Source organism: Vibrio sp. YYF0003, assembly GCF_036350715.1.
In the GTDB taxonomy this organism is placed as follows: Bacteria; Pseudomonadota; Gammaproteobacteria; order Enterobacterales; family Vibrionaceae; genus Vibrio; species Vibrio natriegens.
In genome coordinates this window covers 792157-815190 of record NZ_JAZDWA010000002.1, presented here as the reverse complement: position 1 = coordinate 815190, position 23034 = coordinate 792157, and the positions used below count along the sequence as shown (strand labels likewise).

Below are 23034 nucleotides of genomic sequence, written 5' to 3'. Positions count from 1 at the left end.
TTTTGTTTTCATCTTTAGCATTAATGATCGGTGGTCGTTTTAGTCGCGCGAAAAAGCGTAACAAGATGGTCTCGTTCATTTCTTTGTCCTCCACCATTGGCATTGCCGTTGGTGTCGCCGTCATCATCATTGGCCTGTCTGCGATGAATGGTTTTGAGCGAGAATTACAGTCGCGAGTGTTGTCGGTGATTCCACATGGTGAGTTAGAGGGGGTCGATGGCCCACTACAGAACTACGCCAAGACCATGAATCAAGCGTTGAAGCATAAAAATGTGGTTGCGGCTGCACCCTATGTTCGCTTCACTGGGTTAACAGAGAAGGGCAGTAAGCTCAAAGCGGTTGAAGTACGCGGGGTGGAACCTTCATTTGAACAAGCCGTTTCCAATATGTCTGATTTTATCGACCCGGAAGCGTGGCAGAACTTTTACGCGGGTCAGCAGCAGGTAATTTTAGGCCGGGGTGTAGCGACTGAGTTAAATGCCGAAGTTGGTGACTATGTCACGTTAATGATTCCACAAACGGGCACGGGTACAAAAGTTCAGGCACCAAAGCGTGTTCGTGTACAGGTTATAGGTTTCTTGACCTTGAATGGCCAGATTGATCACTCTCTTGCGTTAGTGCCATTAGCGGATGCTCAGCAATATGCCCGTTTAGGGGATGGCGTTACTGGTGTTTCGCTGAAGACAAACGATGTCCTTAACGCACCGGAAATTGTTCGTGAAGTGGGCGGCCTTATCGATGTGTATGTTTATCTGAAAAGCTGGCAGCAACAGTTTGGTTTTCTTTACCGTGATATCCAGTTAGTACGGACGATCATGTATCTGGTGATGGTGCTGGTGATAGGCGTAGCTTGTTTCAATATCGTCTCGACCTTAATGATGGCGGTTAAAGACAGAGCGGCAGAAATTGCAATTCTCAGAACCATGGGCGCAAAAGACGGCCTGATCAAGCGAATATTTGTCTGGCAAGGCGTATTTTCTGGCGTGCTGGGTAGTTTGGTCGGAAGTGTTATTGGTGTTTTAGTCGCCTTAAACCTAACGCCGCTTATCACAGGATTAGAGCAACTAATCGGACACCATTTCTTATCTGGTGACATTTATTTTGTTGATTTCTTACCATCACAACTGCATTGGCCGGATGTTGCTTTGGTGTCGATTACGGCAATTGTTCTCAGCTTGTTAGCGACTTGGTATCCTGCCTCTCGCGCGGCTAAATTAAATCCAGCTGCGGTTCTAAGTGCGAAGTAAAATCAAAGCAGGCAAAAAACAAAAAGGACCGAATTCGGTCCTTTTGTGTATTTAATATCAGGTTTGCATGCTTGAGCGACATTGCTTTTCAGGTTAAGCGTTATCTGCCCCTCATCAGCTTATCAGAGTGCTGAATTTTTTGTGCCGACGACTTATCTTACTTTACGTTTATTCCAGCTACGGGCTACAGAGTAGCGCCATACTCCGCGAATACCAAAGTAGCCGATGATAGCTGAGACGACGCCACATATCATACAGCCGAGCAGGAATGGTGGTCCGATAGTATGCATTTGCTGCATGATAAATTCCCACGATAGCTCAAAGTGAAATGGTTGCGGAGGAACATGCATAGCCCATGCGCCAATCTTGTAGGCGAAGTAGAACAAAACCGGCATCGTAATTGGGTTACTAACCCAAACTAGAGCAACAGAAAGCGGTAAGTTGACACCCATTAAAATGGCTAAACCTGCCGCCATAATCATTTGGCTAGGAAGCGGTACAAACGCCATAAAAAGACCAACGGCAAACGCGCCAGACGCAGAGCGACGGTTAAGGCACCAAAGGTTCGGGTTATATAGGACATTGCCGAAGACTTTTAATGCTTTTTGACGTTTGATCAACTCGTGATCTGGCATGAAGCGTTTTATCAGCTTTCTAGGCATAGGACTGCATGACTCTCTCAGAAAAAAGTTGCACCTTGGCGTTATTTGTCGCAAGCATTGTCTCATCGGCATGGTGGCCGATAATGCCAGATTGGCGCTGGCTGCTGCTGGGAATAATTACCACTGGTTCAATAATTAAATTACGTCGTGGCTTAATTAGCATAGGCGTAATTTTGGGCTTAATGGTAGTCATCATCCACGGCAATGTATTGGAGTATCAGCGACAAGCCCTTTTTAATGTAGGGGAGAATAGTACCATAACTGGCAAAGTTGACAGCTCTTTTAATCAAATAAGTCATGGATATGAAGGACTCGTGACGATAAAACAAGTGGGTGATCAAAGTCTGTTACCTTTTCTTAAACCTAAAGTCCGTTTTATCACCACCTTTCCTATCCCTGTTAACAGTGAATTTACGACCACGGCTCAGGTAAAGCCCATTATTGGGTTACGCAACGAAGCGGGTTTCGACGCTGAAAAGCAGGCAATGGGAAATGGTATTTTAGCCAGAATGATTGTGACTGGCGATGCGCACTGGATTATTCGTAACGGACGTTCTGTACGTCAGTCGATAATCAACCTGGTAATGGATGATATCTCCCATCTAGACCACTTTCCGTTAATCAGTGCTCTGGTATTTGCTGATAGAAGCTGGCTTTCTGGTGATGACTGGCAAGGGCTGAGAGACAGTGGATTATTGCACCTGGCCTCTATCTCCGGGCTGCACATTGGAATGGCTTTTAGCTTTGGCTTTTTGCTCGGTGTAAGTGTTCGCTCCGTTATCCCGCGTTATCAAGTGGTGCCTTCAATCACGGGGTTAACCGTCGCGCTATGTTATGCCTGGCTCGCTGATTTTTCTCTGCCAACCACTCGCGCCGTATCAGTTTGTGTCATCTACATTGTTCTAAAATACTTTTTGGTTCACTGGAGTACCTGGCGAGTGTTGCTACTGGCGGTTGCTTTTCAGTTACTTATTCAGCCTTTCGCATCATTTAGTATGAGTTTCTGGTTGTCTTACCTCTCTGTGGGTATGGTGCTGTTGGTCATTAACTTTGTGCGGTTCAATAACAGTAGCTGGCGAGGAAAACTGCGAACCTTGTTTGTGACTCAACTTGCCTTGAGTGTATTTGTCTTACCTATCAGTGGCTATTTTTTCTCTGGTTTCAGCTTATCGTCCATCGCTTATAACCTTGTGTTTATCCCATGGTTTGGGTTTGTCGTCGTTCCTTTAATGTTTATCGCGTTATCTACTTCTCTATTGCTACCCGCATTCTCGCCAATAGTTTGGCAATTGATGGATTTCTCTTTATGGCCGTTAAGTGAATCTCTTCAGTATGCCTTTGGTACGTGGCAACCATTGTCGCTAGAACTTACGTGGATACTGTTTTCTCTCTGTACTTTCTTGGTTTTGAAGCGGTTATTGCTTTGGCAGGGTTGGCTATTGCTGTGCGTTATTACCATCATCATTTCAGGTCTAAATGGACGAAAAAGTACCAGTTGGCGAATCGATGTTCTCGATGTCGGTCATGGTCTTGCCGTTCTGGTAGAAAAAGAGGGTAAAGCTTTGATTTACGATACTGGAAAATCCTGGCCGGAGGGCAGCGTTGCGGAGCAGGTGATTATACCCGTGTTACATCGCAGAGGATTTAGAGAGGTTGATACTTTGGTTCTCAGTCACTCGGACAATGACCACGCAGGAGGGAGGCAAGTGATTGAAACGCACCTCAAGCCGACCCATAAACGCAGTAGCCAAGATTTTAGTGGGTATCAACCTTGTGTGAGCGGTGATAATTGGACGTGGCAGAAACTCGATATCGAAGTGCTCTGGCCACCCCAAATGGTCACTCGAGCCTACAATCCTCACTCGTGTGTCTTTAGACTCAGAGACCGAGAATCTGATTTTTCCATGCTTTTTACTGGCGATATTGAGTCGATTAGTGAGTGGATACTTCTTCGTGAGCCTGAAAAATTATCTAGTGATGTGATGCTCGTTCCTCATCACGGTAGCAAAAGTTCCTCCAATCCTCTTTTTATCCATGCAGTCTCTCCAACATTAGCGGTAGCATCACTGGCGAAAAACAATCAGTGGGGAATGCCTGCTGATAAGGTAGTAACCTCGTATCTCAATGCAGGGTCACTATGGCTTGATACTGGTGAGGGTGGACAAGTTACTATCCGAGTAACGAAAGATAAGTGGGATTTTGTAACCAAACGCAATGATACATTTGAGCCTTGGTATAGGCAGATGCTGCGTAAGGGGTTAGAATGAGAGTCTTAATGTAAGAAAATAAAGCACTTCTATGTCGATAAATACTGATGAAACGACTTGGCAGACGTTCAAGCGTCTATGGCAATTTATTCGCCTTTATAAAGCTGGTCTAATCGTTGCTATCATTGCATTAGTTATTAATGCTGTCTCAGACACCTATATGATCTCCTTACTAAAACCTTTGCTTGATGAAGGTTTTGGCAGCGCTGAGTCTGATTTCCTGCGCACTCTTCCGTTGATAATTTTTGCCATGATGTTTATTCGTGGTACCAGTGGATTTGTCTCCGATTATTGCTTGAGCTGGGTTTCTGGCAACGTCGTCATGCAGATACGACGTCTGGTATTTAACCACTTTATGCATATGCCCGTGTCTTACTTTGATAAAGAAAAGACAGGCAACCTGTTGTCTCGTATCACTTATGATTCAGAGCAAGTCTCAGCGGCAACGAGCCGTGCTTTAGTGAGTATTGTTCGTGAAGGGGCGAGTATTATTGGCCTGTTGACGCTGATGTTTTACAACAGTTGGCAGCTATCATTGGTTCTTTTTGCGGTAGCGCCGGTTGTCGCATGGGGGATTGGCGTTGTCTCTAAACGCTTTAGAAAGATCTCCAAAAATATGCAAACCATGATGGGTAACGTAACCGCTTCTGCAGAACAAATGCTGAAGGGGCATAAAGTTGTACTGAGCTATGGTGGCCAGGATATCGAACGTCAACGATTCGAAAAAGTCAGCAACCAAATGCGTCAGCAAAGCATGAAACTGGTGACGGCTCAGGCAGCAGCGAACCCTATCATCCAGATGATCGCATCCGTTGCGATTGTGGCGGTACTGTACTTGGCGAGTATTGACTCCATTAAAGAGCAACTGACTCCTGGTACGTTTACCGTAGTATTTTCAGCGATGTTTGGTCTGATGCGTCCGCTTAAAGCACTGACTAACGTGACCTCTCAGTTCCAACGCGGTATGGCTGCCAGCCAAACGTTGTTTGCTCTTATCGATCTTGAACCTGAGAAGAATGAAGGTAAGCACAAGGTTGAGCGTGCGAATGGTGATATTTCTGTAAAAGACATCACTTTCACCTACGAAGGTTCAGAAAAGCCTGCACTTGAACATGTTAGCTTTGATATTCCTCGGGGTAAGACGGTCGCTCTGGTCGGTCGTTCGGGGTCTGGTAAGAGTACCATCGCGAACTTATTCAACCGTTTTTACGATGTGGACAGCGGTGTGATTGAGCTTGATGGCCACGATATCCGTGAATACGAGCTGAGAAACCTGCGTGAACAGTTTGCTTTGGTTTCCCAGAATGTTCACTTGTTTAACGATACGATCGCAAACAACATTGCTTACGCAACCGAAGATAACTTCCAGCGCAGTGATATTGAAAGAGCGGCTGAGCTCGCACATGCAATGGAGTTTGTCAGCAAGATGGAGCACGGCCTCGATACCATGATTGGTGAAAATGGTGCGAGTCTTTCAGGTGGTCAGCGTCAACGTATTGCCATTGCGCGCGCATTGCTGCGTGATGCACCAGTGTTGATTTTGGATGAGGCTACTTCGGCACTGGACACCGAGTCGGAGCGTGCGATTCAGGCTGCATTAGATGAGCTGCAAAAAGATAAAACCGTGCTAGTGATTGCTCACCGACTGTCGACGATTGAAAAAGCCGATGAAATCCTCGTTGTTGATGATGGTGCGATTGTCGAGCGTGGTAACCATGCTGACCTGATCTCAAAAGACGGTGCGTATGCGCAATTGCACCGAATTCAGTTTGGCGGTTAAGCGGTGATTGAAAAAATCTGGTTTGAAAACCACCCATTAAAATATCTCTTGTGGCCGCTTTTGTGGCCACTGAGTTTGTTATTTGGTGCAATCAGTCAGTCGAAGCGAAAACAATACCTGCAAGGGAGCAAACAAGCGTATCAAGCTCCTGTACCCGTTGTTGTGGTTGGTAATATTACCGCTGGCGGAAATGGTAAAACGCCAGTTGTGGTTTGGCTGGTGGAGCAATTACAACAGCTAGGTTACAAGCCGGGTGTTGTATCACGTGGTTATGGCGCTAAAGCACCTCACTATCCACTCGTTTTAGATGTCGATACGCCCGCGAAACATTGCGGTGATGAGCCTAAACTTATTTATAATCGCACTGGGGCTCCCGTTGCCGTTGATCCGGTGAGAGCAAATGCGGTTAAAGCGCTGTTGGCGACTGGCGTTGATATTGTGATCACGGATGATGGTCTCCAGCATTACGCATTAGCGAGAGATATTGAGTTGGTGATCGTTGACGGCAATCGACGCTTTGGTAACGAAAGTCTGATACCTTTGGGTCCTTTGCGAGAAAGTGTTGAAAGGCTAAAAGAAGTCGATTTCGTGATTACGAATGGTGGTCAGGCTAAACAAAGTGAAATCGCGATGTCACTGGCGCCGGAGAAGGCGATTAACCTGAAGACGAAACAGCAAGTTGAAGTCTCAGAGTTAAACGACCTGGTGGCGTTTGCAGGCATTGGGCACCCACCGCGATTTTTTCGTACACTGGATATGCTGAATGCCGACGTCAAAGTCACCAAAGGGTTTGCAGACCATCAAGACTTTGACCAGCAAGAATTAGAAACATTGGCTCAACAAGGATCCAATGTGATCATGACAGAGAAAGACGCCGTCAAGTGTCGTGAATACGCACAAGATAATTGGTGGTATCTGCCTGTATCTGCTCAGTTTGCAACAAGCGATGCAGAGCGAATTTTAAATAGAATAAAAGAGGTTAAAGCGACTTATGGATCATCGTCTGCTTGAGATTGTAGCTTGCCCTGTGTGTAAAGGTAAGCTGACGTACGATAAAGATAATCAAGAGCTGATCTGCAAAGTGGATCGTCTTGCTTATCCGATTAAAGAAGGCATTCCTGTTCTGCTTGAGCCGGAAGCAAGAACCATGAGCATGGATGAGGGGCGTTAATGTCTTTTACAGTCGTTATTCCCGCTCGTTATTCTTCTAGTCGCTTACCGGGTAAACCGTTGGCTGATATTGGTGGTAAACCGATGGTTCAGTGGGTTTACGAACAAGCCATGCAAGCCGGTGCTGAAGATGTCATTATTGCAACCGATGACGAACGTGTTTCTTCTGCGGTAGAGCAGTTTGGTGGAAAAGTCTGCATGACGTCACCAAACCATGAGTCAGGCACTGAGCGTTTGGCTGAAGTGGTTGAGAAAATGGCGATTCCTGCAGATCACATCATTGTTAATGTACAAGGTGATGAGCCATTAATCCCACCATCAATCATTCGTCAAGTTGCTGATAATCTCGCAGCTTGTGATGCTCCAATGGCAACGCTTGCGGTAGAAATTGACTCCGAAGATGAAGTCTTCAACCCAAATGCGGTAAAAGTGGTGGCGGACTCGCGCGGCTATGCCATGTACTTTAGCCGAGCAACGATTCCATGGGATCGTGACAATTTTGCCAAGCAAGATAAAACCATTGCTAATCCGTTGATGCGCCACATTGGTATTTATGCTTACCGCGCAGGTTTCATTAATACTTACATCAACTGGGCACCAAGTGCGCTAGAGCAAATTGAATGTCTTGAGCAGCTTCGCGTACTTTGGTATGGCGAAAAAATTCATGTTGCGGTAGCGAAGGAAGCTCCAGCAGCAGGTGTTGACACTCAAGCAGACTTAGACGCCGTAAGAGCGATAGTCGCTAACGAAGCTAAGTAACCGCTGCAGTTTCACTGTAATAAAAAGGCTCCAATCTTGGAGCCTTTTGCTTTTGAGGTATTGCTTAGGGGTTAAAGGAATCGGTATCAGATGTTGTTGTCGTATTGGTTACGCTTAGGGCACGTTGCCAGCGTTTCTCTATGACCTGTATCTTTCACTTCTTGGAGTACAACGTCAAATCCCCATATACGATATACGTGCTTCAATACTTCTTCATAACTGTCATCCAATGGGATGCGATTGTGAGGAACATATTGAAGTGTTAATGAACGATCACCACGGACATCAACATTAAAGACCTGAATATTAGGCTCAAGGTTCGATAGGTTATATTGCGCTGCGAGCTTTTCTCTGATGCTCTTATAACCGCTCTCATCGTGAATCGCCGATATTTCGATGAAGTTTTTATGGTCATCATCTTTGATAGCGAACAGTTTAAAGTCACGTATCAATTTAGGTGACAGGTATTGGCTGATAAAACTTTCATCTTTGAAGTTATGCATTGCAAAGTGCACTGCGTCTAGCCAGTCGGTACCCGCTAAATCTGGGAACCATTCCTTATCTTCATCAGTTGGCTCTTCACAGATGCGTTTGATATCGCGGAACATGGCAAAGCCGAGCGCGTAAGGGTTAATGCCGCTAAAGTAAGGGCTGTTATACGCAGGCTGCGCTACTACGCTGGTGTGACTGTGTAAGAACTCTAGGATGAACTTTTCAGACACCAAACCTTCGTCGTAAAGATGGTTAAGAATGGTGTAATGCCAGAACGTTGCCCAACCCTCGTTCATTACCTGAGTTTGCTTTTGTGGGTAGAAGTATTGGCTTATCTTACGCACAATACGGATGACTTCACGCTGCCATGGCTCGAGTAGCGGTGCATGTTTCTCAAAGAAATACAGTAAGTTTTCCTGTGGTTCACTTGGGAAGCGCTCTACGATGTCCTCTTCTTTGGTTTTCGACCTAGGCACGGTTCGCCACAGATCATTAATTTGTGATTGCAGGTACGCCTCACGCTCTTCTTGACGCGCTTTCTCTTCCGTAATGGAGATTTTTTCTGGACGTTTGTATCTGTCGACCCCGAAGTTCATCAATGCATGACAAGAATCGAGAAGTTTTTCAACTTCCAGAACACCATAGCGCTCTTCACACTCTGCCAGGTATTTTTTTGCGAACAATAAATAGTCAATGATAGAGCTTGCGTCTGTCCAAGTCTGGAACAGGTAGTTACCTTTAAAGAAAGAATTGTGTCCATAGCAGGCGTGCGCCATTACCAGTGCCTGCATAGTCACGGTATTCTCTTCCATTAGGTAGGCGATACAAGGGTTGGAGTTGATGACTATCTCGTACGCCAAGCCCATTTGGCCGTGTTTGTAGTTTTGCTCTGTCTGAATGAATTTCTTACCGAACGACCAGTGGTTGTAGTTGATCGGCATCCCAATACTTGAGTATGCATCCATCATTTGTTCTGACGTGATGACCTCAATTTGGTTTGGGTAAGTGTCGAGGCGATAGTGCTCAGCGACACGTTTTATCTCTTTGTGGTATCGCTCCAGCAATTCAAAGGTCCAGTCTGGACCATCAGGTAGCAACTTGCTACTGCGCTTTTTTGGAGCTTTACCAGAGAGGTTTTTCGTTGCGGTACTCATCGCTAGCCTCCTTACGCCGTTTCTTTGTGGAATAGTTCACGGAAGACAGGGAAGATATCCTCAACAGAGCGAATATTTTTCATTGCAAAGTTAGGAAACTCTTCGGTGAGTTTTTCATACTCATGCCACAAAGTTTGGTGAGAACGACGTGTGATCTCAATATATGAGTAGTACTGACAGTTAGGCAGTAACTTATCCACTAATAAGTCACGGCATCTCGGTGAGTCATCCGCCCAGTTGTCACCATCGGATGCTTGGGCTGCATAAATGTTCCACTGTCCGACAGGGTAACGAGCTTTGATTATCTCATCCATGAGTTTTAGAGCGCTGGATACGATCGTACCCCCCGTTTCCTGAGAGTAGAAAAACTCGTGCTCATCCACTTCTTTTGCCTGTGTGTGGTGGCGAATAAACACCACTTCCACGTTTTCATAGGTACGAGTCAGGAATAGGTAAAGCAGTACGTAGAATCGTTTTGCAATATCCTTGGTTGCTTGATCCATTGAGCCTGACACGTCCATTAAGCAGAACATGACGGCCTGGCTGGATGGAACAGGGCGTTTCTCGTAGTTTTTGAAACGTAAGTCGAATGTATCAATGAACGGAACACTGTCGATTTTCTTACGCAGTTCGGTTATTTCCCTCTTCAAACGAGTCTCTTCAAACGGTTGAGCAGGCTCCATATTTTTAATACGTGATAACTCATCCTCAAGTTCTTTGAGAAGTCGCTTTTTACCTGCTGTCATGGCCGTTCTTCGAGCCAGAGATTGTTGGAGTGAACGCACAACGGCAATGTTAGAGGGGATACCCGCAGTCTGGAAGCCAGCACGATGTGTTTTCCACTCGGTAATTTTTGCGATTTGGTTTTTCTCTAAATTCGGCAGCTCGAGATCTTCGAAAAGAATATCTAGGTATTCGTCTTTCGAAATTTGGAATACAAACTCATCCTGACCTTCGCCGTCTGGACTTGCATTACCTTCGCCAGAGCCACTGCCTTGGCCTCCTGATTTTGGACGCTCGATTTTGTCACCAGTAATGAACTGATCGTTACCTGGATGGACACGCTCACGCAGCCCACCTTGACCTTGATGAAAAATCGGTTCGGTTATGTCTTTATGCGGTATCGATACGTCTTCGCCCGTTTCCGTATTCGTGATCGAGCGTCGATTCACTGCGTCTGCCACCGACTCCTTGATTTGCTCTCTATGGCGCTTCAAGAAGCGCTGTCTGTTAACAGCGCTCTTGTTCTTGCCATTGAGCCTTCGGTCTATAAATTGCGCCATGAAATAGCCCTCTTCATGTTTCACACAAGCGACCTAACTCAACACTTGGTTAGGATGACTTACGTACTCGTAGGTACCACTCAGAAAGTAGGCGAACCTGTTTCTCGGTATAGCCTTTTTCCATCATGCGAGCGACAAAGTCGTCATGCTTCCTCTGATCTTCAGAAGAGGTTTTCGCATTAAATGAGATAACCGGAAGAAGTTCTTCAGTGTTAGAGAACATTTTCTTCTCGATAACTGTGCGCAATTTTTCGTAGCTGGTCCAAACCGGGTTCTGACCATTGTTAGTGGCTTTCGCACGAAGCACAAAGTTGACGATTTCGTTTCGGAAATCTTTAGGGTTAGAAATACCGGCTGTTTTCTCGATCTTCTCTAGCTCTAAGTTGAGTGAAGCACGATCAAATAGCTGGCCGGTTTCTGGATCGCGGTACTCTTGGTCCTGAATCCAGAAGTCTGCATAAGTCACGTAACGGTCAAAGATGTTCTGACCATACTCAGAGTATGACTCTAGGTACGCGGTCTGAATTTCTTTACCAATGAACTCGACGTAGCGAGGTACGAGGTATCCTTTCAAGAACTCAAGGTATTTTTCTGCCGTTTCTGTTGGGAACTGTTCACGTTCAACTTGCTGTTCAATGACGTAGAACAGATGAACTGGGTTCGCGGCTACTTCGGTTTGGTCGAAGTTAAATACACGCGACAGAATCTTGAACGCGAAACGAGTAGACAGGCCGTTCATGCCTTCATCAACCCCGGCGTAGTCACGATACTCCTGATAGCTTTTCGCTTTCGGATCGGTGTCTTTCAGGGTTTCACCGTCGTATACCCGCATTTTAGAGAAGATGGACGAGTTTTCAGGCTCTTTCAGGCGTGAAAGAATACTGAATTGCGCCAACGTTTCTAATGTGCTTGGTGAACATGGTGCTTGAGACAGTTCACTGTTTTCGAGAAGTTTTTGGTAAATTTTCACTTCTTCAGAAACACGTAGACAGTACGGCACTTTCACAATGTACACACGGTCAAGGAAAGCTTCGTTGTTTTTGTTGTTACGGAACGTTTGCCATTCTGATTCGTTCGAGTGCGCCAAGATCATGCCATCGAATGGAATCGCAGACAGGCCTTCCGTACCGTTAAAGTTACCTTCCTGAGTCGCAGTTAGTAGCGGGTGAAGTACTTTAATCGGTGCTTTGAACATCTCAACGAATTCCATCAAGCCTTGGTTTGCTTTACATAGCGCACCAGAGTAGCTGTAGGCATCTGGATCGTCTTGAGAGTAATGTTCAAGTTTACGAATATCGACTTTACCTACGAGTGATGAAATGTCTTGGTTGTTTTCATCGCCTGGTTCGGTTTTCGCTACCCCGATTTGGTCGAGGATCGAAGGGCGGACTTTGACGACTTTAAATTTGGTGATATCGCCACCAAACTCATGCAGACGTTTGGCTGCCCAAGGAGACATAATGGAGCGTAGGTAACGCTGTTCAATACCGTATTCTTTTTTAAGAATTTCGCCATCTTCGGAAGCTTTAAAGAGGCAGAAAGGATGGTCATTGACCGGACTGCGCTGACCATTCGCGGTAAGCACATAAATTGGCATTTGTTCCATCAATGCTTTCAGTTTTTCTGCAAGTGATGATTTACCACCACCTACTGGACCGAGTAGGTAAAGAATCTGTTTGCGTTCTTCTAAACCTTGAGCAGCATGTTTTAGATATGAAACAATTTGTTCTATCGCATCTTCCATGCCATAGAAATCTTTAAATGTTGAGTAACGCGCTATAACGCGGTTTGAGAAGATCCGGCTTAGACGTGGATCTTTGGCTGTATCGATTACTTCTGGCTCACCGATGGCCATCAGTAGGCGCTCTGCTGCATTAGCGTATGCGCTTTTGTCATCCTTACACAGGGCTAGAAACTCCTGTAACGACATCTCTTCATCTTTAGAAGCTTCATATCTGGATTGATAGTGGTCGAAAATACTCATGTCGCTTTCCCCTTTAATAGTCAGTCTACCGACGAACGTTGATGAAGGCTTACTCACCTGTTGTCATGCTCTTGGTTGTCTGAATGTATACGTACTGACCTCTGATTTGGTTTGTACAGGACGTAAGTTATGCGACACCAAAGACTTTGCTTTAAGTACAGATTTATCATCACAACGGTGAGCGGTGGATTTGAATCATTCAATCACAGCCTTTCTCTACTTAAGCCTAGTCGGGGATTTGCAATTTTGCTTAACAATTATGAATTTATTGTAAAAGTGGCATATTTATCACTCTTGCATAAATGGCAGGATTGTGTGGTGTGTTCAGTATTGATAAATCAAATGTTTGGCATCAGGTGGCCAATGTTAGTGATTCATCGTTAGCCCTGAAGAAAGATTGAGAAAATTGCTCTGACATGAAAAAGATAATGGGCGATAAGGCAAATAAAAAGGAGAGCCGCAGCTCTCCTATTCAATTGTTTGTATAACTAGGCACTGAAGATTTGTGCCAGCTCGTTAGGACATAGGTGGTATTGACGAGGACAGTTACGCCATGTTTGCAGCATACGACGGTATTTCTCTAGCATTGGCATTTGGCTGTTGAAATGGTGATCTGCTTTGTCAAATTGTGGGTAAAGGCCTTCAGAGTCAACTAGAAAGCGTACGTAATGTACTTGTTGCGCTTCCGAAGCGATATCGAATCCCAAGAACTGTAGGCGACGTTGGTCGACTTTGCTTTTCTCGTCACTGTCGAGCAGGTTGTTAGACTCTTGCATCGCGTGATACATCTCCATAATGTCGATGATTTCACGACATTCTGCTTCTGTAATACGGCCAAAGTCTTTGTTTAATTCGCACATTTGTAGTTCATAACCACGCTCGACGATTGTCTGTAAGCGCTTGTATTTGGACGCATTACTTGGATCGAGTTGAGACATTAGGTTGTACTGGTTTGATAGAATCAAACGTTGAGCGTTTGACATTTCCATGATGACCTCACTAAATAATCTAATACATTTTTAATGTGCTTAGGTTAACGCTTCAGACACGTGTGAAACATGATCTCAACACATATTTAATATGAAAAAATGACAACAAATTCTCAATTTATCTAGCTTTCAGCACCATATCTATCAAGCGGGCTCTATTTTTTGTGATAGTGGTTGTATATGTAATCTCTATCGGAGAAAACTCTCAACCATTCCGGTTTAAACACGGTCAGCACAGCGAGAGACATACCATTGAGCAAGCCCTCGGGAAAGGCCAGGAGAGGAACAAATATAAAGTAGTTGTGCTGAATCGTTTCCCAGTCGTAATGACCGACAGACAAGTGATAGAACGAATTGATCAGCAGATGCAAGCTGCCGGTAATTGCCCCGTTGAAGAAACCCGCAACGAAAATAAAGACAAAGATATTACGAGGCAAATAGTGGTAACTGAGCAGAAATACCAAGTAACTGATCAGAATAGGGAATAGGGCGGAAAGTACCAGTGAGCTTGGCAGCAAAATGAGCGAGGTACCTTGTATCCAGTGATTAACAATCATTGCAGGAATACTGAGCAAAAACGCCATTCGCCACCCATACATCATGGTTAACGTCGTCAAAGCGAGAAAGTGTATTTTCAGTCCTTCCTTCACACCTGCTTGCGCAGACCACAAAATAGTTAACAGAAAAAGAGTGGCAAAAACAATGTGCTGAAATGACTTTTCTTGCTCTAGCTTAGGCCAAACGGCCTTTCTCCAGTCGGGAATGCAAAAAGCAATAACGACCCAAGCGATAACGATTAATGATCCTAAGTTAAACCAATCCATGACTCATTTCCTACAACGTTCTTTTGTTTTATACGTTCGTCAGCGAGCGCTATTCTACATGGACGGATGAGGTATTTAACCTATTTGATTTAACAGAATAAAAAAATACCAGCGCTTGGCTGGTATTTTTAATCAGAGAAAATGGACCACTCTAGTATTTTACATTTGGATGGTACTGAGAAAGAATGGACTGGATTTCATCCATCGTCTCTTTAGACGGAGGATTTACACCTTCAAGAGGGTACTCAAGGCCCAGCGCTTCCCATTTGTGTGCACCAAGTTTGTGGTAAGGAAGCAGCTCGACTTTCTCGATGTTGTCCATATCTTTGATAAACTCACCAAGCATGTGTGCTGCTTCTGGATCATCTGTGTAACCAGGAACTACAACGTAGCGAATCCAGGTCGTCTGACCAATTTTATGCAGATAGCGAGCAAAGTCGAGAGTACGCTTGTTTGACACGCCGATTAAGTCCTGATGAACTTCATCTTTCATGTGCTTGATGTCCAACATCACGAGATCTGTGGCATCGAGAACTTCGTCAATCACATCGGTGTGTTTACGGACATAGCCATTGGTATCAAGGCAGGTATGAATACCTTCGGCTTTAGCCGCTCGGAAAAAGTCACGAACAAACTCCGGTTGAAGCATAGCCTCACCGCCTGAACAAGTGATACCACCGCCAGACGCTTTCATGAAGTGACGGTATGATTTCGCCTCTGCAATGATTTCTTCTACGGTAACTTCTTTACCGTCATGCGTATCCCAAGTATCGCGGTTATGGCAATACTTACAACGCATCAAACAACCTTGCAAGAAGACGATAAAACGAATACCAGGTCCGTCTACGGTACCACATGACTCAAACGAGTGAATTCGACCAGTTGCTGACATCTTTTGCTCTCATGACTTAAATAAGAATGCTGTTATTTTATTACAAAAAGCAGGGTTAAAACAGTCTTGTAGCAAGGAAGGTGAGGGAATACGGTTAATCAAATGGTCAATGAGTTGTTTATTGACCATTTGAGCTTTCTATTTAAAAGAAGGCGAAGACAGAAAACGATCCGGTACCATAAATATCGGTTGGAGACTCTTTATATTCTGGAGTTTTCACCGTAAAGGTTATGCTCGCTCCATAGCTTTGATTATACCAAGTTGCTCCAGCAACGGCGGTTGTTTGCCAGTGTTCCAGTGTCACGTCATAAGGCTTAGATGGTTCTGGAATGCCGGAACGATCACCTTCGAGTGTGATGTCATTGAAACGGTAACGACCTTCAAACCCGGTAAACAAGAACCAGCTGCTGGCGTGGTTGGATAACATGCTTGCTGAGAAGGGGCTTTCCACACTGATGTTGGCTGCACCGATGCTATTGCCTAAGTTGGTTCCCCAACGAAACATGACACCCTGAGACACATCACTGCGGAAGTTGCCGGCATTAATGTCATTGACGTTGGTAATCTCCCATTGTGTGCTTTTCCCTTCACTGCGCATTAACTTATTGAACGCGCGGTATCCAACACTGAACGCCAGATAGTCGTCAATTTGGTAATCCCAACCTTGAGGGTCTGGAGAGCCAGTAATGCTGTGAACCAGAGATTGTGCTTTCTCTGACAGAGCGCTTTCGCCCGTTGCGCCGATGGTAAAGTTATAACGAACGGCTTTATCTTCAGTTAGTGAAAGGTAATTGATTTCTGTGTGCAGATAACCAGCGTATGGGCGATCATTCGCCAGAGGGTAGTCGACTTCAATATCACTCGGCGTCCACATCTTATGGCCAAGCACCAGCTCTATTTTATCGACATTCCTGTCGGGGGCGTTGTTTAGGCTTAGCCAGCTCCATTCACTTTCTTTTCTTAATTGTCCGGTCGCGTAAGAGAGAAATATGCCGTTGGTGTAATCATGGTCAACACCGAAAATACCGTCATTATCAAGCGTAAAGGAAACCGTGGATTTGTTGGATGCCAAAGCAACTGGCGACAAAAGAGTAAGAATAAATAATTTATTAAATTTCATATAATGCATTGAATATTTTTCTTTGCATCATACGTAAGAAAGGCAACTAAATCTTTTGAAATATCACAAGATTGGCGGTGGAAATGAAAAAAAGCCGATGCTTTTCAGCACCGGCTCTTGTTGTATTACTATAACGTTATTTCGCGACAGTCTTATAGTGATTCAGTGAATGTACGAGCGATAACGTCAGCTTGCTGTTCAGCAGTCAGAGAGTTGAAACGTACAGCGTAACCCGATACACGGATAGTTAGCTGAGGGTATTTCTCTGGGTGTTTAACTGCGTCTTCTAGAGTTTCGCGGTTAAGCACGTTCACGTTTAGGTGTTGGCCACCTTCGATGCCAGCTTCGTGGTGGAAGTAACCATCCATTAGGCCTGCAAGGTTAGCACGTTGGCTAGTCTCTTCTTTACCTAGTGCATTTGGCACGATAGAGAATGTGTAAGAGATACCATCTTGAGCGTCAGCAAACGGTAGTTTCGCTACTGAAGTCAATGATGCTACTGCACCTTTCTCATCACGGCCGTGCATTGGGTTTGCACCTGGCGCAAATGGAGTACCAGCACGACGACCATCAGGCGTGTTACCAGTCTTCTTACCGTATACCACGTTTGAAGTGATAGTCAGGATAGACTGAGTAGGGATAGCATCACGGTAAGTCTTAAGCTCACGGATCTTGTTCATAAATACAGAAACAAGTTCACAAGCGATGTCATCTACGCGAGCGTCGTTGTTACCGAATTTAGGGTAATCGCCTTCGATTTCAAAGTCGATTGCTAGACCATCTTCGTCACGAACTGGTTTAACTTTCGCGTATTTGATTGCTGATAGAGAGTCAGCAGCAACAGATAGACCAGCGATACCACAAGCCATTGTACGTTTAACGTCACGGTCATGTAGAGCCATTAGAGACGCTTCGTAGCTGTACTTGTCGTGCATGAAGTGGATGCTGTTTAGTGCAGTCACGTACTGCTTAGCTAACCAATCCATGAAGTGATCCATTTTTTCCCATAGCTCGTTGTAATCTAGGTATTCACCTTCGATCTTGTCCATCTTAGGACCAACTTGGATCTTCAGCTTCTCATCGATACCGCCGTTGATGGTGTAAAGCATAGTTTTAGCAAGGTTCGCACGAGCACCGAAGAACTGCATTTGCTTACCAACAACCATTGGAGATACACAACAAGCGATAGCGTAATCGTCTGATTCCATGTCTGGACGCATCAGATCGTCGTTTTCGTACTGGATAGAAGAAGTATCGATAGATACTTTTGCACAGAAACGTTTGAAACCATCTGGAAGTGCTTCAGACCAAAGAACAGTGATGTTTGGCTCTGGAGAAGGACCCATAGTGTATAGGCTGTTTAGGAAACGGAAGTTAGAACGCGTTACTAGCGTACGACCGTCAAGACCCATACCACCCATTGATTCTGTTGCCCAAATTGGGTCGCCAGAGAATAGCTCATCGTACTCAGGAGTACGTAGGAAACGAACCATACGTAGTTTCATTACGAAGTGGTCGATCATTTCTTGAGCTTGGTCTTCAGTGATCTTACCTGCAGCGATATCACGCTCGATGTACACGTCTAGGAATGTAGAAGTACGACCTAGAGACATTGCAGCACCGTTTTGAGACTTAACAGCAGCTAGGTAGCCGAAGTAAGTCCATTGGATAGCTTCTTGTGCAGTTTCAGCAGGGCGAGAAATATCGAAACCGTATTTCGCAGCCATTTGTTTGATTTGACCTAGAGCGCGGTGTTGCTCTGCAATTTCTTCACGAAGTTGCATAGTCATGTGAAGGTCTTCGCCGTTCTCGAATTTCTCTTGAAGAGAAGTGAACTGAGCTAGTTTGTCCTTCATTAGGAAGTCGATACCGTAAAGCGCAACGCGACGGTAGTCACCGATGATACGACCACGGCCGTATGCGTCAGGAAGACCAGTTAGTACACCAGACTTACGACATGCAAGGATATCAGGAGTGTAGATATCGAAAACACCAGCGTTGTGTGTTTTACGGTATTCTGTGAAGATTTTCTTAACTTGTGGGTCTAGTTCGCGGTCATATGCTTTGCATGAACCTTCAACCATGCGAATACCACCGTTAGGGATGATCGCACGTTTTAGAGGCGCTTCAGTTTGTAGACCTACGATAGTTTCAAGATCTTTTTCGATGTAGCCTGCATCGTGAGCAGTGATGGTAGAGATAACAGATGTATCAAAATCAACAGGAGCGTGAGTCGCGTTCTCTTGTTTGATACCTTCCATTACTTTAGCCCAAAGCTTGTTTGTTGCTTCAGTACCTTCAGAAACTAGGAAAGATTCGTCGCCTTCGTACGGAGTGTAGTTCTTTTGAATGAAATCACGAACGTTTACTTCGTTTTGCCAATCACCTGCAGCAAAACCTTCCCAAGCTTTAGCAAATTGCTCTGCCATGACATACCTACCTTTTTAGTAGAAAAAAATACGTACTGCTTCGCCGTTGAGCCAGCTATCCCCAGAAATAAAGGGGAACAGTACACTCTTATGAATAACAATATTTATAGTCTTAAAATCACTTTTTAGGGTTACAAAACCATAAATATTGTCACTGCTTTAAACGTCTACCTTTTGAAACAACAATTGCAGGTTAAACTAAAATTTTTTTGCAAACCTTAAACTAAATCAATAAATGCTCAACTTTTCGGATAAAAATGGGGTAGCGACAAGCGCTACCCACACATTTTTTTAAGCGTTAAGCATTATAGCCAAGCTTTTAATCCATATTGAGCTTCTAGCATACCAACTGCTAGCATAGCAACCAAACAGATAATAAACACAGTCACAGGGATAATAATCTTATCCATGAATGACAAGCGTGATGCACGCTCTTTATCACCGATCAGACCGTTGTTATCTAAGAACATAGTTAATGCCCAAGCTAATACTGGGTTAGCAACAATCGATGCAAAGATACAGATACCTGCTGCTTGTGAATCTTTCGTGTCACGAACCATTTGCATACCGGCTTCAAGTAGAGGAAGAGATACACCAACTAGCAGAGCAACGCGCATTACAGGTGGCCATACCGCCACATCCATTGGGAAGCCAAGAATCGCTACCGTCATAACGATTAGACCAAGAAGAATAGCACCAGCTGGAATCGGACGTTTCGCGATAGCTGCCGGGATCATGTAAGTACCCCAAGATGAAGTGATGTTACCACCACCGACTGCAGTACCAACCATTTGACGGAAAGAACACATGGTCATAGTGTCATCCACGTCCATCAGTACTTTTTCTGTCTTACGAGGGTAGTTCATTTCCTGGAAGATACGGTGACCAAGGAAGTCTGGTGACCACATTGCAACAGCAAGAATAGCGAATGGCAGAGAAGCGATGAAGTGTTCTGCATTTGGCAGACCTAGCATCCAACCTTCTTCCGTGCTACCCCACCAGTAAACAGGGTTTAGGTTAGGCAGGCCCATCTCTGTTTCGAATTTAATATCGAAGCCAGCACCAAGAACCAAAGCAATTGCCAGACCTGTAAACGCACAAACAGGGATTGCTAACCAGCGTTTATTGATTTTTGCAAGGTAAGCATAAATCGCAACAGTGATACCAAGCACGACAAAGCCAACGTAGCCCATGCTGCCAGCAGCTACATCCGCTGACTGTAAGCCAGTCGCCCATGCTTGAATCGAGTTAATTTGGCTAATCGTACCCGTCAAGCCTAAGAAAATAAGCAATCCACCGGCTGTGCCTTCAGAAGTGAGGTTGACGAGTTTTGAGCCGCCTTTAAAAAAGGAAAGTAGAAGGCCAAAGATACCGATTAAGATAGCGAGTGCGAGAGGGTGTGCACCTGCAAGCGCAATAGTACCGATCAATGGAATCATCGGACCATGGTTACCAGCAAGGTTAGCTTTAGGGTTAAAGACGCCTGAAGCCAAGACACAGAATAGGAGTGCAGGGATAAGCATTTCTACACGAGCGACTTCGATAGCAAACTCTTTTGTTAAATGCACATGATCCCAGGCTTGGGTTAAACCTTCAGCCCAAGACATCATTACCGCAGAGTACATTGCAATAATGCCGATAGTACCCGCAATCGCAGGAACAAAATCTTCAAGCTCGAAACGGAAATCACGACCCGGCAAGTTTAAGCCAAAACGACGTGGCTTCATGATTTGCAGTTCGTGGTCTAGATAGTCTGAACGGCTGTCGAATTCAGATGCTGGACGATGAAGCTCACGGTAGCTTTTGGTCTCGATATCTGAATCAGAGTGCACTTTATTCACTGCGTCTGACATAGATTCCTCATATATTTAAAAGTTATGAATTCTTAACTAAGTTGCGCTGTCCCGCGTAATACGGTGCGCCCTATGCTAGCTATTATTAGATTTGTTGCACGTTAACCTTGCGCCTAAGCATAGCTAATAACTTGTTGTGTTGAGGCACAAAATTTTCCTCAAATGGTGGCTGGAGTCTAACAAGATAGCCATTTTGGGTGATTGATTTAGATCACTTTAAATAATCGATGTGAAATAAAACTACAAAATGTGTCAGTTCCACGAATGATAGGGCCAAATAGGACGTAATTTCATTACACAAGTTGCATAAAACTAGAAATTACTGAGACGATATAACACTAGTGGCACGTGAAATGTAGTTATCGATCAAATGCATATAAAGCTGGCTTCAATCTTGCTTAAACCCGAAAAGACAACTTTTTTGGCTAATCATTGCCGCTCAGTTTAGGAAGAAAACATGAAACAGCTTAAAATAATGCCGTTAGTGGCAATCATTTCGGGATTAATGGTCGGTTGTGGAGGCGGCGGTGGCGGCAGTAGCACACCCAAAACGCTGTATAAGTTCACTTTTGTGACTCCTGAAACTCAAGCGTTAAGCAGTAATGGCTCTTGTACTATTTACGACAGGTTTACGACTAATGGTATAGAACAAGTCCTCAATTATCATGCAATAGGTGGTGTGATCGACAACCAGCTAACGGCTTACTATTCAGATGCATCGGGTGAGCGTGTCGGAGATGTAGTGACGGCAAGCAATGATCTGTTGACGATCACTCTGCAAGACATTCCAGATGAGGGTAGCGTGACGATCCAAGAAGCGAACGGCTTGATAATTAACGCGCTGACATTTTCAAAACAGTTGTTAGAGTCTGATTCTTCATTACGCAATGTCTACCTTTCTGCGCAAGCTAATGTAAGCAACACGACGTGTTTGACGGGCAGTAACGATAAAATCGCTAGCAAGGCCAGCCTGGACTACAAAGTTGCTGAAGACGCGGCGGGTAACCCATATTCAACCTTCTACTTTGATTCTCAGTATGAAACCGTCACAGCAAACGAATCACGCTTCACGAAAGGTGAAACATTGTCAGCCGTAAGTACTGAAAAAACGATGATTTCGCAGTATCGAACCTCTTCCCGTTCTGCTCTTTATCAATACGGCTTTGAGGACTGGACGGATGGCCGAATGGTATTTGCAGGATCGTCATCTACGCCATCCGTGAGTAGCTCTGGTATTGATTTTACAACCATTGATATTGACACGATTTATAAGAACTTCTCATATCGCTTAGCGGAAGTGTCGAGAACAAGCGCGTTTTATCACCCTGACGAACTAAATGGCGATGTTTGGACATTCAGTGTAGATGGAACCATTGTGACTTCTGGGTGGGAAGCGCAATACACGGACGTAGTAGGCGACGATTGGACTATTGATGTTGATGACACCTCACTTTTTGCCGTAAGCAACACACAAGATACCAAACCTGGTGTTTCTAACCGTACGGTCTATTTAAGTGACAGTATTGGCTTGGGCACTGAAAATGGTTTGCAGCGAGTGAGTTACGAAGAGGGTGCGAAGGTAGGTACGACGCCATACGTTGTACGTCACTCTATTTATTCATACATCAATGATAGAGTTGTTGTACCTGAGCTTGATTATTCAAGTGTGCCGTCTGATGCAGCCAATGAGCTTGTGATTTCAGATGACTCTTTAATCACACAAAGCTATGTTTTCACGGAACAAAGTGGTGATGTTCAAGTTGCTGATTTTCTAGCGGCTTATGCTAATGGTGAGGGCTTAGATACCACAGAAGATGTACTTGGTATCGTGAAGAATGAACAAGAAGTAAGAGCAATTAGTAACCGCGTTGCTCAGACCAAAACACTGTTGTTAGAGAGAACTAACTAACACTTTTATAATATATTTAGCCCCTCACTGTAGGGGCTTTTTTATACATAATATTCAAGTAATAAAGCATATAGTGCTAAATATTGCATATTAACTTGATTATCCTATCTAACTATTCGGTTTATTTAGGTTAATCATTTGTTGCAACTTTCAAGCCGGGGTGCTAATTTGTTCCGAAATAGATAGGGCGGAGTCCCTTACAGCAGTGAAAAAAACACAG

At 44.6% G+C, this 23034-nt stretch carries 17 protein-coding genes; 7 read left to right on the top strand and 10 right to left on the bottom strand.

Annotation, left to right across the window (positions count from 1 at the left end; genetic code table 11):
* The first annotated feature begins 2 nt into the window (after positions 1-2).
* Complete coding sequence (gene lolE / locus V1U08_RS10120; RefSeq protein ID WP_330470532.1) at positions 3-1247, top strand: lipoprotein-releasing ABC transporter permease subunit LolE; 1245 nt, start codon at positions 3-5, stop codon at positions 1245-1247.
* A 152-nt stretch (positions 1248-1399) separates the two neighbouring features.
* Here lolE and V1U08_RS10115 read toward each other — a convergent pair whose 3' ends face one another.
* Positions 1400-1909 (bottom strand): DUF2062 domain-containing protein, encoded by a 510-nt coding sequence (locus V1U08_RS10115; RefSeq protein WP_014231286.1) that lies wholly within the window; start codon positions 1907-1909, stop codon positions 1400-1402.
* Positions 1910-1917: 8 nt separating this feature from the next.
* On the opposite strand from V1U08_RS10115, the gene V1U08_RS10110 reads away from it, so the two are divergent.
* The 5 genes from V1U08_RS10110 to kdsB are packed head-to-tail and all read left to right on the top strand — an operon-like array spanning position 1918 to position 7885.
* Positions 1918-4176, top strand: a complete 2259-nt coding sequence (locus tag V1U08_RS10110) for a DNA internalization-related competence protein ComEC/Rec2 (protein ID WP_330470531.1) — start codon at positions 1918-1920, stop codon at positions 4174-4176.
* A gap of 31 nt (positions 4177-4207) precedes the next feature.
* Entirely contained in the window at positions 4208-5956 is a 1749-nt protein-coding gene (gene msbA, locus V1U08_RS10105) for a lipid A ABC transporter ATP-binding protein/permease MsbA (protein WP_014231288.1), read from the top strand.
* Between the two features lie 3 nt (positions 5957-5959).
* A complete protein-coding gene (lpxK, locus tag V1U08_RS10100) occupies positions 5960-6967 on the top strand; it encodes a tetraacyldisaccharide 4'-kinase (protein ID WP_330470530.1) in 1008 nt (335 codons plus the stop codon).
* The gene (locus tag V1U08_RS10095) at positions 6948-7127 is read left to right on the top strand and encodes a Trm112 family protein (protein ID WP_014231290.1); all 180 of its coding nucleotides are present in this window, start codon (positions 6948-6950) and stop codon (positions 7125-7127) included. Before lpxK ends, V1U08_RS10095 begins: the two co-directional genes overlap by 20 nt.
* The gene (gene kdsB, locus V1U08_RS10090; RefSeq protein WP_014231291.1) at positions 7127-7885 is read left to right on the top strand and encodes a 3-deoxy-manno-octulosonate cytidylyltransferase; all 759 of its coding nucleotides are present in this window, start codon (positions 7127-7129) and stop codon (positions 7883-7885) included. The genes V1U08_RS10095 and kdsB overlap by 1 nt, the downstream gene beginning before the upstream one ends.
* An 86-nt stretch (positions 7886-7971) precedes the next feature.
* Here the strand turns inward: kdsB and V1U08_RS10085 are convergent, their stop codons facing one another.
* The 9 genes from V1U08_RS10085 to V1U08_RS10045 all read right to left on the bottom strand — a co-directional run bounded on the left by V1U08_RS10085 (position 7972) and on the right by V1U08_RS10045 (position 20905).
* Positions 7972-9531: a SpoVR family protein gene (locus V1U08_RS10085; protein WP_014231292.1), complete on the bottom strand. Its 1560-nt coding sequence runs from the start codon at positions 9529-9531 to the stop codon at positions 7972-7974.
* Between the two features lie 11 nt (positions 9532-9542).
* The gene (locus tag V1U08_RS10080) at positions 9543-10814 is read right to left on the bottom strand and encodes a YeaH/YhbH family protein (protein WP_014231293.1); all 1272 of its coding nucleotides are present in this window, start codon (positions 10812-10814) and stop codon (positions 9543-9545) included.
* A gap of 49 nt (positions 10815-10863) precedes the next feature.
* A complete protein-coding gene (locus V1U08_RS10075) occupies positions 10864-12798 on the bottom strand; it encodes a PrkA family serine protein kinase (RefSeq protein ID WP_014231294.1) in 1935 nt (644 codons plus the stop codon).
* Positions 12799-13286: 488 nt separating this feature from the next.
* Positions 13287-13787, bottom strand: a complete 501-nt coding sequence (locus V1U08_RS10070; RefSeq protein ID WP_065296586.1) for a YfbU family protein — start codon at positions 13785-13787, stop codon at positions 13287-13289.
* Positions 13788-13942: 155 nt separating this feature from the next.
* Positions 13943-14611 (bottom strand): energy-coupling factor ABC transporter permease, encoded by a 669-nt coding sequence (locus tag V1U08_RS10065; RefSeq protein ID WP_020332853.1) that lies wholly within the window; start codon positions 14609-14611, stop codon positions 13943-13945.
* A 151-nt stretch (positions 14612-14762) separates the two neighbouring features.
* Positions 14763-15503, bottom strand: coding sequence for a pyruvate formate lyase 1-activating protein (gene pflA, locus V1U08_RS10060; protein WP_014231297.1), 741 nt, complete (start codon positions 15501-15503; stop codon positions 14763-14765).
* Positions 15504-15645: 142 nt separating this feature from the next.
* Positions 15646-16623 (bottom strand): lipid A deacylase LpxR family protein, encoded by a 978-nt coding sequence (locus V1U08_RS10055; RefSeq protein WP_330470557.1) that lies wholly within the window; start codon positions 16621-16623, stop codon positions 15646-15648.
* Positions 16624-16775: 152 nt separating this feature from the next.
* Positions 16776-19052 carry a formate C-acetyltransferase gene (gene pflB, locus V1U08_RS10050; protein ID WP_020332855.1) on the bottom strand — a complete coding sequence of 759 codons (2277 nt, stop codon included), beginning with the start codon at positions 19050-19052 and terminating at the stop codon, positions 16776-16778.
* A 305-nt stretch (positions 19053-19357) separates the two neighbouring features.
* On the bottom strand, positions 19358-20905 hold the full coding sequence (locus tag V1U08_RS10045; RefSeq protein ID WP_020332856.1) for a DUF3360 family protein: 1548 nt from the start codon (positions 20903-20905) through the stop codon (positions 19358-19360).
* Positions 20906-21362: 457 nt separating this feature from the next.
* Between V1U08_RS10045 and V1U08_RS10040 the strand changes: the two genes are divergently transcribed.
* Positions 21363-22814, top strand: a complete 1452-nt coding sequence (locus V1U08_RS10040) for a flagellar sheath protein A (protein ID WP_330470529.1) — start codon at positions 21363-21365, stop codon at positions 22812-22814.
* Positions 22815-23034 lie beyond the last annotated feature (220 nt).